This is a genomic window from Microbacterium sp. (assembly GCF_049661145.1).
In the GTDB taxonomy this organism is placed as follows: domain Bacteria; phylum Actinomycetota; class Actinomycetes; order Actinomycetales; family Microbacteriaceae; genus Microbacterium.
The window spans coordinates 20,024-31,166 of the sequence record NZ_JBASZT010000387.1; the positions used below are offsets into that span (position 1 = coordinate 20,024).

Below are 11,143 nucleotides of genomic sequence, written 5' to 3' on the forward strand. Positions count from 1 at the left end.
GTCACGCGATGGGCTCCGCGACCTCGAGCCCGCCGAGGTACGGCCGCAGCACCTCGGGGATCTCGACCGAGCCGTCCGCGCGCTGATGCGTTTCGAGCAGGGCCACGATCCAGCGGGTCGTGGCGAGCGTGCCGTTGAGGGTCGCGACCGGCGCGGCCTTGCCCGCCCCGCCGCCGTCGACGGCAGGCCGGTAGCGCACGTCGAGTCGACGCGCCTGGTAGCTCGTGCAGTTGCTCGTGCTCGTGAGCTCCCGGTACGCGCCCTGCGTCGGCACCCACGCCTCGACGTCGTACTTGCGGGCGGCGGACGAGCCGAGGTCGCCCGCCGCGACGTCGATGACGCGGTAGCTCAGGCCCAGGTCCTGCAGCATGCTCTCCTGCATGTCGACGAGGCGCAGGTGCTCCGCCTCGGCATCCTCGAGGGTCGTGTAGACGAACATCTCGAGCTTGTTGAACTGGTGCACGCGGATGATGCCGCGGGTGTCCTTGCCGTACGATCCGGCCTCGCGCCGGTAGCACGTCGACCAGCCGGCGTAGCGCTTGGGTCCGGCCGACAGGTCGAGGATCTCGCCCATGTGATACCCCGCGAGCGGCACCTCGCTCGTGCCGACGAGATAGAGGTCGTCGGCTTCGAGCCGGTAGACCTCGTCGGCGTGCTGGCCGAGGAATCCCGTGCCGCGCATGATCTCGGGACGGACGACGGTCGGTGGGATCATCGGGACGAACCCGGCATCCACCGCCCGCTGCAGCCCGAGCGACATGAGCGCGTACTCCAGCCGCGCGCCGATGCCGGTGAGGAAGTAGAAGCGCGAGCCCGAGACCTTGGTACCGCGCTCCATGTCGATGGCGCCGAGCTTCTCGCCGAGGGCGAGGTGGTCGAGAGGAGTGAAGTCGAAGGATGCCGGCTGCCCGTGCGTCCGCAGCGTCACGAAGTTTTCCTCGCCACCGGCGGGCACTCCGTCGATGACGATGTTCTCGATGCGCGCGAGCGCCTCATCCGCCGCCTGTTCTGCGGTGGTGACCGCCTGCTGGGCGACCTTGACGCGGTCGCTGAGGTCCTTCGCCTGGGCGACGAGGGCCGCCTTCTCATCTTTGGGGGCGGCGGCGACGCGCTTGCCGTGCGCGTTCTGCTCGGCGCGCAGCTCCTCGAATGCGGTGATGGCGGCGCGGCGCGCGCGATCGGCTGCGACGGCCTCGTCGACGGTGGTCGGCGACTCGCCGCGCGCCTCCTGCGAGCGCTTGACGCGGTCCGGGTCGTCGCGGAGCAGAGCGAGATCGATCACCCGCCAAGTCTAGTTGCGGGGTGGGACGGGGGTGGATGCCGGGTGGATGCGGTCGTGCGTGCGGTGTCAGATCAGACCCTGCGGCCGTTGGTCCTGCGGTCGCTGGTCCGGCGGCCGCTGGTCCGGCGGTCGCTGGGCGGGGCAATACTGCGCAGCCCCCTTCGAACCGGGGACGTCCGCGACGATGCCCTCGCCGTCGGGGCACGGCTGGCCGGTGCGGCCGTGGACGCGCATGGAGGCGACCTTGTGCGCCTTCAGCTGGTCGATCGGGACGTCGCGTCGCTGCGCGAACGCGTCGCCGAGCACCTCGCGCACGGCGCGGTAAAGCGCCGCGCGCTGGTTCTCGTCGAGGGCGCTGGCGTGGGTGAGCGGCCAGAGTCCCGCGACGCAGAGGATCTCATCGGAGTACGCGTTACCGATGCCGGCGAGCGTCTCCTGCTCCTGAAGCAGCGACTTGAGCTGTTTACGCCGTCCGATCAGGATGCGATCCAGGTCCGCAGCCGTGAAGTCGGCCGATGCAGGGTCGGGCCCGAGCTTCGCGATCGAGGGCACATCGGCCGGGTCGTCCACGATCCACAGTCCCACCGAGAGCCAACTGCCGGCATCCGTCAACTCGAGTTCGGCGTCGTCGTCGAAGCTCAGCCGTGCGATCACGGGAGCGGCGGAGGCGGCCGGGACGCTCACGTCGGGGCCGGCGGCGGGCGTGACCGCTTCGGTGTCGGGGAGCCACCGCATCCACCCGGAGCGACCGAAGCCGACCACGAGCGCCGGCCCGTCGGTATCCAGTGCGACGTGCTTGCCGAAGCGGCGGACTCCGGTCACCGATCGATCGGCCAGTTGCCCGACGCCGCGATCACGAGTCTTGAGTGCGCCGTACTCCTCGAGTTCGAGTGCTGCGATTCGACGATGGACGACGCGCGACCGCAGGAACCCGGCGAGCGCATCGACCTCAGGCGACTCCGGCATGTGCCCATCCTGTCAAGCCGATCGGAGCGATGCCAGACGAATCCCGCAACCACGTTCCGGCTCCCCGCGGTCGTCGTCACGCACGGTGCAAACGGACATCACACGGCGCTCGGAATGCGGTCGGCCCGGGTCGCGTCGCTGTTGCCGTCGCGCCAGCTTCTCAGGGGCGCTGCCGCGCCGTCGGGGCAAGAGAGTCTGCCTCAGGTGGCGAGACGTTCGCGCCAGCCGGCTCGGTCGGGTGGGGGGTCCCATAGCCATCGCAGGGGTGATTTGGATCGCAGCATGATCGGGTCCTCCGCGCCGGCCGTCGTTCCTGCCCTCGTGGTGTGTGCGCCGGGTGGCGGGTGGAGGAGGAATGGCCCGTGACCGTCGCGGGTGATCCGCGAGCCCGTGTTGTGCAGGTGGAGGTGATGGAACCGGCACAGCAGCGCCCCGCGGTCGCTGTCGGTGGTGCCGCCATCTGCCCAGTGGTCGCAGTGGTGGACTTCGCAGTACGCGGGTGGCCGGTCGCAGCCGGGCCAGAGGCATCCGCCGTCACGCACGGACAGGGCGAGTCTCTGTGCCGGAGTGAACAGCCGCTGCTCGCGCCCCACTTCGAGCGGGTTGCCGTGACGGTCGGTGTGCACGGTGATCGCGCCCGACAGGCACAGCGCGTGCTCGATCGCCGACCCGGGGACCGTGAGGCTGCCGCTGTCGGTGGCCGCCGTCGCGACGAGCCGTCCGAACGCGTCGCGGCGGGCGGGTTCGCCGGTGACGGCATCCTGCATCGCGACCAGGCGCAGGCCGGGTTCGCGGACACCGAACACATCCTTCGCCGTCGCCTGCGCGCCCGCACGGAAGATGTCGGCGAACAGGTCGTAGGCGAGCTGCTCGTTCGTGCGCGGATCGTCGACGAGCGCCCGCGCGGCCTGCTTCTCATCCTCGGCGACGAACCGCGGGCCGCCGCGCCGGGGCGCGAGCGCCGCGGCGAACACGCCGTCCACCCACTCACCCATCTCCGGGTCGAACACGATGCTCGCCCGCCGCAGGCCGTCCTGCCCGTTCCATGACCGGTAGGAGCGCTGCGCGAACTTCGCGGCATGACGGTCTTCCGCGCCGGCGGGGTCGAGCAGGTCACGCAGCCCGCGGGCACGGGAGGCGAGGTCTTCCACGGTGCAGCTGCCCGCTTCCCGGACCAGCTCCTCACACGCCGCCCGCCACGCGGCGACGGTGTCCGCGTCGGAATGCTCACCGAGCGCCGGCGGTTCGCCGAGACCGAGACGCACCGCGTCGTGCTGTGCGGTCGTGATCTGCCCGGCCAGCAGCGCAAGCCGCAACGCCTCGTGCCACGGCGTCGCGGACACCTCGGCATCCGCCGCCCCGGCATCCGTCGCGCCCTCATCCGCGACACCGACACCGACGCCGACGCCACCTTCGCCAGCCGAGCCCTGGTCGCCTGAACCCTCGTCGACGCCCGCCGCGCCGACATCCGCGCCGACGCAGTCGATCAGCGCCTCTCCCACGCGCACCGCACGGGCCGCCTCCCCGCGCGTGGCGCCCGTCAGGTCACGGATGAACTCCACCGCGTTGCGGTGACCGGTCCGCTGAGCCAGCCCCTCGTGACCCCGATCCCGCGTCGATCGGGATGCGGCAACCCCGGCCAGCACTGACTGCAGCAGCGCAACACTCTTCGCCAGCCCCGCCGCCTCGGTAAGCAGTTCACGCACCGACGCGTCGGAGAGCCGCAACGCCGAATCAGGCAACGCGGCCGCCGGCACGTCGAGTTCCCCGAACACGCGCAGCCGCCCCACGGCTTCGCTGATATCTTCGAGGAATCTCATAGACCCAGTATCGCAAGGACCACCGACACGCCCCACACATCCTTACCGCTCTGTGGACAGATCGTAGATTTGCTCGACTGTGGCCGGTTCGGCAAGGGCGGACAATCCTTGTCGACACGTCCGTGCGGATCGATCACCTGCACGAGCGAGCCTGGACGTGCCGCTGTTCGTGGAATGAGCGCGATGAGCAGCGCTGGGCGAGCGCGGCGCGGTGTTTCGCGGGGGTTTCGCCGAGCGCCGCCACGGCCGCGATCATTGCGGGCGTGTCGATTGCTCGTGAACGACCTGTAACAGATCCGGCCCCCGCTTGCCGGAGCCAAATCCTTCGTGGTGTGCTGTGAACGTTCGCAAAGCGCTTTGGCAACCGCTTTGGTGAGCCGAAAGCCATCCGGAGGATGCAGCACGACGCAGCATCCGTACCACTCGCCGCTCGCTACCCGCGCACTCATTCGTCGATCCGCCCTACCTCGAGAAGGGAGACACATTGGTCAGCATCTTCGATGTGGCTCAGCGGGCAGGCGTGAGCAGCACGACCGTCTCGCACGCGATCAACGGCAAGCGCTACGTGAGCCCCGAACTCGTCGAACGCGTCCGTCGAGCGATGGCGGATCTGAGCTACGTCCCCAGCCGATCCGCCCGCAATCTTGCAACGGGTCAAACCCAGGTCGTCGGGCTACTCGTTCCCGACATGGCCAACAGCTTCTTCGCCGAGCTGGCGAAGGGGGCGGAGCAGACCGCGATCGACCTCGGCTTCAACGTGATCATGGGCAACACGGGCTGGGACCGCGAGCGGGAACTGCTCTATCTCGAGATGATCCGGAGCAGGGCGGTAGATGGGCTCATCTACGCCGCGGGAGTCGCTGCACCGCAGGGTGACGTCCAAAGCGTCGTGGGCGACCTCCCGCTCATCCTGGTGGACGAACAAATCGCCGATGCCGCGTATCCCGCGGTGGTGAGTGACAACGTCTCAGGCGGCCGACTGGCTGCTCAGCACCTGCTCGAGCTCGGACACCGTCGCGCGCTCGTGCTGGCCGCCGAGGAAGGACTGCCCAGCAGCACGCAACGCGTCGAGGGCTTCTGCGCGTCATGGATCGACGGGGGCGGAGAGCTCGTCGCTGCGCGATATGGCGCGTTCACCGAGGAGAACGGCCGCGCGGGAATCCTGCGGTACCGCAGCGAACTCGCAGCGGGTTCGGTGACCGCCGTCTTCGCCACGAACGATCTGATCGCTCTGGGCGCGATGGAGGCGTTGAGCGAACTGGGTTTCACGGTGCCGCGCGACGTGAGCGTCGTCGGTTTCGACGACATCACCGTGGCCCACTACGTGACCCCGGGACTGACCACGATCCGCCAGAGCCCACAGGTGCTCGGCGAAATCGCGGCTCGGCGCCTCATCAACGCACTGCAGCGGCGCGAACCCGTCGATGGCGCGGTCGAAATGGTGCCCGTGGATCTCGTCCGACGGTCGTCGACCGCGGAGGCATCCCGATGACGAGCGTGCTCGAACTCGAGGGCGTAGAGAAGTCGTTCGCCGGAGTGCATGCGCTCCGTGACATCGATTTCCGCGTCGACGCGGGCGAGGTGCACGTGCTGCTCGGCGAGAACGGAGCCGGCAAGAGCACGCTGATCAAGATCCTCGCGGGCATCCACAGGCCGGATGCCGGGGTGATGCGTCTTGACGGCACACCCGTGCGGTTCGACGGGCCTGCCGCCGCGGTTCGAGCGGGGATCGGGACGATCCATCAAGAGCTGCAACTCGTGCCGAAGCTGAGCGTGGCCGAGAACGTGCTGCTGGGTCGTCAGCCCCGGCGGTTCGGGATCGTGTCGGCGAACGCCGTCGTGCGTGCGGCCACCCCATGGCTCGACGTAGTAGGCCTTGACGTCGATCCGCGTCGCCCCGTCGAGACACTGGGCATCGCCCGCCGGCAACTCGTCGAGATCGCCAAGGCACTCAGTCTGGAGTCCCGCATCCTGATCCTCGATGAACCGACCGCCGCGCTCACCGCTCAGGAGTCGTCACGTCTCTTCGACGTCATGCGACGACTGCGCCGTGAGGGCGTCGCGCAGGTCTTCATCTCGCACCATCTTGAGGAGATCCCGCTCGTCGGGGATCGGGCCACCGTGCTCCGCGACGGTCGCGCGGTGGGTGAGGTCGTCGCATCCGCGCCCGAATCCGAACTCATCCGACTCATGGTCGGTCGTTCGATCGACACCCAGTACCCCCGGATCCCTGCGGCGACCGAGGGCGCGGCTCCGTTGCTCGAGGTGCGGCAGCTCACCAGCCGGGGGCGCTTCGATGACATCTCATTCGACGTCCGCCCCGGCGAAGTCCTCGGCCTGGCCGGGCTCGTCGGCGCCGGTCGCACCGAGGTGCTTCGGGCCATCGCCGGCGTCGACAGCGTCGATGGCGGCGAGGTCCGCATCGCGGGCGCGCGCGTTCCGAGCGGCCGGCTGGGCTCCGCGATCGCGCGTGGGATCGCGCTCGTGCCCGAAGATCGCAAAGGTCAGGGCCTCGTGCTCGGCCGAAGCGTCGCCGACAACATCGGGCTCGCCTCAGTCCGCCGCGACGCGCGGGCAGGCTTCATCGCCCCGCGAGCGCAGTGGACGTCCGCCGGCTCGATCGCTACGCGACTGGGCATCCGGATGCGGGGTCTCGGTCAGGCGGTGCGCACGCTCTCGGGCGGGAACCAGCAGAAGGTCGTCATCGGCAAGTGGCTGGATGCCGGCGTGCGCGTGCTGCTGCTGGACGAACCCACACGGGGTGTCGACGTCGGCGCCCGAGTGGAGCTCTACGAACTGATCAACGGATTCACCGCGGACGGAGGTGCCGTCGTGATGGTCTCGAGCGATCTGCCCGAAGCCATCGGCATGGCCGATCGTCTGCTCGTCATGACCGGGGGGCGCATCGTCGGCGGATTCGACCGCGGCGCCGCCACTCAGGAGTCCGTCATGAAGCTCGCCGTCAAGGAGGTCGATTCGTCCCGTGTCCACTGAACCCGTGATCGCTGCGCCGGATCGGCCCGTGCGCACCGCCACTGCGTTGCGCGAACGCGTCGGCGGCTTCCTTTCGCGCAACGGCGCTCTCGTCGCCCTCGCGCTGCTCGTGATCGTGCTCGCCTCCGTGTCGCGCACCTTCCTCACCGTCCCCAATCTCACGAACGTGCTCATCCAGGCATCGGTCGTCGCCATCCTCGCGTTCGGGATGACGCTCGTCATTGTGACCGGAGGGATCGACCTGTCGGTCGGCTCGGTGGCGGCGCTGTCGGCGATGTGCGCGGCGTGGCTGACCACGAGCGCCGGCATCCATCCACTGCTCGCCGTCGTCGTCGGACTGTGCGTCGGTGTGGTCGCCGGATCGGTGAGCGGCATCATGGTGGCGTTCGGTCGACTGCCGTCGTTCATCGCGACGATGGCGATGCTGAGCATTGCGCGGGGACTGACCCTCGTCGTCTCCGACGGCCGCGCGATTCCTGCCGGCGATGTCGTGTCGTTGCTCGGAAGCAGGCTGTTCGGGTGGCTCCCGATGCCGGTGGTGGTCATGGCCGTCATGGGCCTCATCGCTGCTGTGCTGCTGAATCGCACGGTCTTCGGGCGCGCGATCTTCGCGATCGGCGGCAATGAGGAGGCTGCCCGGCTCTCGGGGATCCCGGTGCGCGCGACGCACGTCGGCGTGTACGCGGTCGCTGGACTGTTCGCCGCGGTCGCCGGCCTCGTACTCGCCGGTCGCCTCTCCACCGCCCAACCCCAAGCGGCGGCGGGCTACGAGCTCGATGCGATTGCGGCGGTCGTCATCGGCGGCGCCAGTCTCGCCGGCGGTGTCGGACGGATCACGGGGACGCTCATCGGCGCGCTCGTCCTCGCGGTCATCCGCAACGGCCTCAATCTGCTGAACGTGAATGCGTTCTGGCAAGAGATAGTCATCGGTGCCGTCATCGCGATCGCGGTGCTCATCGATGTCTTGCGCAGGAAGAAGCCCGGCTAGGGCGGACCCGCCTGCATGGCTCGGGCCGCTGCAACGGCCCGAGCCACGACCTGCACCATCCGCAAATGAGAGGAACCCCATGTCACAGAAGGCCCTGAACAGGATATCCACGCGAACCGTCGGCGTTCTCGCCTCGGTCGCCGCCGCGAGCATGCTGCTCGCGGGCTGCTCCGCTCCCGCGGAGCCGAGCACGACATCGAGTGAAGACGGCTCGTTCACGGTGCTGCTCGCACTGTCGACGCTGGACAACCCGTACTTCATCACCTTGGAGGAGGGTGCCCAGGCTGCCGCCGACGAGGCGGGCATCACGCTGGAGACCGTCGATGCACAGAACGACCCAGCCACTCAGGCGAATCAGCTCGCCGACGCGATCACTCAGGAGTACGACCTCGTGATCATCAACTCGGTGGACCAGGATGCCGCGATCAACCCGGTCGCTGACCTCGTGGCCGCCGGGATCCCGGTGATCGCGGTCGACAACACGGTCAACACGGATCAGCTGACGACCACGGTGGCCAGTGACAACGTGCTCGGCGGTGAAATGGCGGCCGAGGCACTGGGCGCTGCAGTCGGCGAGTCCGGTCAGGTCGCGATACTCCGTGGTCTTTCGGGGGACTCGTCGTCGGTGGCCCGCTACGAGGGATTCACGACGGGCATCGAGAAGTTCGCCGACATCGAGGTGGTCGCCACGCAGACAGCGGACTATGACCGGGCCCTCGGTCTGGATGTGACGACCAACATCCTGCAGGCGAACCCAGACGTGGTCGGGATCTTCGCGGAGAACGACGAGATGGCTCTTGGCGCCATCGAGGCGCTCGGAGACCGAGCCGGCACCGAGGTGTTCGTCGTCGGCTTCGACGGCACCGACGACGGGATCGCTGCGATCAAGGCGGGCACACTGTACGCATCGATCGCGCAGCAGGCCGCGCTCCTCGGTCAGACTGCGGTCGAAGAGGCGCTGACCGTGCTGGGCGGCGACACGATCGATGACCACATCAGCGTTCCGGTGGAGCTTCTCACCGCCGACTGAACGCACTGGCCGGGAGTCCGCGCGCTCGACGCGGACTCCCGGCCATCCCACTCCCCACCCGACTCCCCGCGCAGATCCACGCCCGTTCGACGGGCAGAAGAGAGAGACACCATGACCGCGCTCAAGATCCTCCTGCTGGGAGAGACCTGGGTCACCCATGCGATTCACCAGAAAGGGGCGGCGACCTATACGACCGGTGAGTACAACGAGGGCCACCAGCCGCTCACCGAGGCGCTCGCGCAGCACCACGACGTCACCGTCGTCCCCAATCACCTCGCCACGAACATCGCACCGTGGACGGCCGAGGAGTGGGACGAGTACGACGTCGTCATCCTCTCCGACATCGCGGCCGACACCCTGCTGCTGCACGCAGACCCGTTCGTCCACGGCAAAGCGGTGCCGAACCGGCTCGGCGAGTTGGCGCGCTGGGTGAAGGAGTTCGGCGGTGGAGTTCTGATGGTCGGCGGTTACATGAGCTTCTCGGGATTCGAGGGCAAGGCGAACTTCCACTTCACCCCGCTCGCTCCGGCGCTTCCGGTCGGCATGTACGGGTTCGACGATCGTGTGGAGCGACCGGAAGGCATCTCGCCGTCCACCGTTGTGGACGGCCACCCGCTGCTCGACGGTGTCAGCACCGACTGGCCGATCTTCCTCGGGTACAACAAACTCATCCGCAGAGCGGATTCGGAGGTCCTCGTCGAGTTCGAGGGCGATCCCTTCCTCGCCGTGCGTCAGTTCGGCGAAGGCCGCACGACGGCCTTCGCCAGCGACTGCAGCCCCCACTGGGGCAGCCCGCAGTTCCTCGCGTGGGAGAGCTACGCGGTGTTGTGGGACAGGATGGTGCGCTGGACCGCCGGAGCGATCTGATGCCGGACAACGGCATAGTCGAGTCGGTCGCGCTCGCCCGCCTCGCCGAGGCGTCGATCCCGCATCGCCGGATCGACCTCGGTGGCGGGCTGAGCGTGATCGCGGCGGCGAGAGGCGCACGTGTGTTCGGCCCGTTCGTCGACGGCGGCGCGAGTCTGAACTGGATGCCGGCTGAGTTCCTCGACCCGGATGCGTTCGCGGCGCTGTGCGCGTCCGACGCGTGGAATCTCGGTGGTGACCGCCTGTGGCTCGGCCCCGAGGTGCAGTACATCATCGAGGATCGTGCGGACTACTGGGGCACCTTCGTCGTGCCTCACGCGATGGATCCGGGCGACTATTCCGCGGAGGAGACGGCGACCGGCATCCGATTCTCGACTTCTGCGGAACTCGTCGCGCGCAACACGCAGGACGGCGTGCTCTCGCTGCGGTGGAGCGCGTCGGTTCGCCCGAAACCCGAGCCCCTGCGGGCACTGCGGACCGCGGCGACTCTGCTCTCCGGGGTCCGCAGCGGCGGGTACGGCGTCACGGTCGAGCTCGACAGTGCGTCGCCCGGCCTCCTCGTCGAGTCGTGGTATCTCGAACAGGTGAACACTCCGGGCAGGGTGCTCGTGCCGGCGACGCCGTCGGCCGAGGTCACGGACTACTACGAACCGGCCGGGCGCTTACTCGAGCACGTTGCGGGAGGAGTCGAGGCGACGCTCGCGGGGCAGGCTCGCTACAAAGTGGGCTTCGCCGCGCCGAACGTGTTCGGTCGAATGGGGTATCGCCGCACGCTGCCCGAGGGTGAAGACCTGCTCATCGTGCGACATGTCACCCAGGATCCTTCCGCCGAGTATCCGGAGGAACCAGACTTCGCGCCGGGGCTGCGCGGCGACTCGCTCCACATCTACAGTGACCCCGGCGGACTCGGCGGATTCGGCGAACTGGAAGCGCGCGGCACGACGATCGGCGCCCGTGACAGCCACGGCGCAGATGAGTTCTCCACGTGGGTCTACGTCGGCGACGCCGTATCGCTCGATCGCATCTCGATGATCCTCCTCGGCATGACGTGAGCTGCGCCGGGCACCGCCCGGTATCGTGGCGACATGCCACCCGCCGACGCCGCACCAGACGCCGCACCTGACGACGCGCCTGACGCCGCCGCGCCCGCTGGGGCGCAGGTCGACTCGCCCTCCCCGGCTCCGCAAGCGCAAGTC

Annotated in this window: 9 protein-coding genes; 6 read left to right on the forward strand and 3 right to left on the reverse strand. The window is 68.8% G+C overall.

The annotated features are described in order from the left end of the window. Nucleotide 1: 1 nt before the first annotated feature. From serS to WBP48_RS15990, 3 genes are all read right to left on the reverse strand, one after another. Nucleotides 2-1,282, reverse strand: a complete 1,281-nt coding sequence (gene serS, locus WBP48_RS15980) for a serine--tRNA ligase (protein ID WP_424441737.1) — start codon at nucleotides 1,280-1,282, stop codon at nucleotides 2-4. 66 nt (nucleotides 1,283-1,348) lie between these two features. Then, nucleotides 1,349-2,248, reverse strand: a complete 900-nt coding sequence (locus WBP48_RS15985; protein WP_424441738.1) for a DNA-formamidopyrimidine glycosylase family protein — start codon at nucleotides 2,246-2,248, stop codon at nucleotides 1,349-1,351. A 200-nt stretch (nucleotides 2,249-2,448) separates the two neighbouring features. Then, nucleotides 2,449-4,068 carry a DUF222 domain-containing protein gene (locus WBP48_RS15990; RefSeq protein WP_424441739.1) on the reverse strand — a complete coding sequence of 540 codons (1,620 nt, stop codon included), beginning with the start codon at nucleotides 4,066-4,068 and terminating at the stop codon, nucleotides 2,449-2,451. A 502-nt stretch (nucleotides 4,069-4,570) separates the two neighbouring features. On the opposite strand from WBP48_RS15990, the gene WBP48_RS15995 reads away from it, so the two are divergent. The 6 genes from WBP48_RS15995 (at nucleotide 4,571) to WBP48_RS16020 (ending at nucleotide 10,999) form a co-directional block, all read left to right on the forward strand. Next, nucleotides 4,571-5,560: a LacI family DNA-binding transcriptional regulator gene (locus WBP48_RS15995; protein ID WP_424441740.1), complete on the forward strand. Its 990-nt coding sequence runs from the start codon at nucleotides 4,571-4,573 to the stop codon at nucleotides 5,558-5,560. Then, nucleotides 5,557-7,062 (forward strand): sugar ABC transporter ATP-binding protein, encoded by a 1,506-nt coding sequence (locus WBP48_RS16000; RefSeq protein WP_424441741.1) that lies wholly within the window; start codon nucleotides 5,557-5,559, stop codon nucleotides 7,060-7,062. The genes WBP48_RS15995 and WBP48_RS16000 overlap by 4 nt, the downstream gene beginning before the upstream one ends. After that, nucleotides 7,052-8,050, forward strand: coding sequence for an ABC transporter permease (locus tag WBP48_RS16005; RefSeq protein ID WP_424441742.1), 999 nt, complete (start codon nucleotides 7,052-7,054; stop codon nucleotides 8,048-8,050). Before WBP48_RS16000 ends, WBP48_RS16005 begins: the two co-directional genes overlap by 11 nt. Nucleotides 8,051-8,129: 79 nt before the next feature. After that, nucleotides 8,130-9,080 carry a substrate-binding domain-containing protein gene (locus WBP48_RS16010; RefSeq protein WP_424441743.1) on the forward strand — a complete coding sequence of 317 codons (951 nt, stop codon included), beginning with the start codon at nucleotides 8,130-8,132 and terminating at the stop codon, nucleotides 9,078-9,080. Nucleotides 9,081-9,191: 111 nt separating this feature from the next. Next, nucleotides 9,192-9,947 (forward strand): glutamine amidotransferase, encoded by a 756-nt coding sequence (locus tag WBP48_RS16015; protein WP_424441744.1) that lies wholly within the window; start codon nucleotides 9,192-9,194, stop codon nucleotides 9,945-9,947. Next, a complete protein-coding gene (locus WBP48_RS16020; RefSeq protein WP_424441745.1) occupies nucleotides 9,947-10,999 on the forward strand; it encodes a hypothetical protein in 1,053 nt (350 codons plus the stop codon). Before WBP48_RS16015 ends, WBP48_RS16020 begins: the two co-directional genes overlap by 1 nt. Nucleotides 11,000-11,143 lie beyond the last annotated feature (144 nt).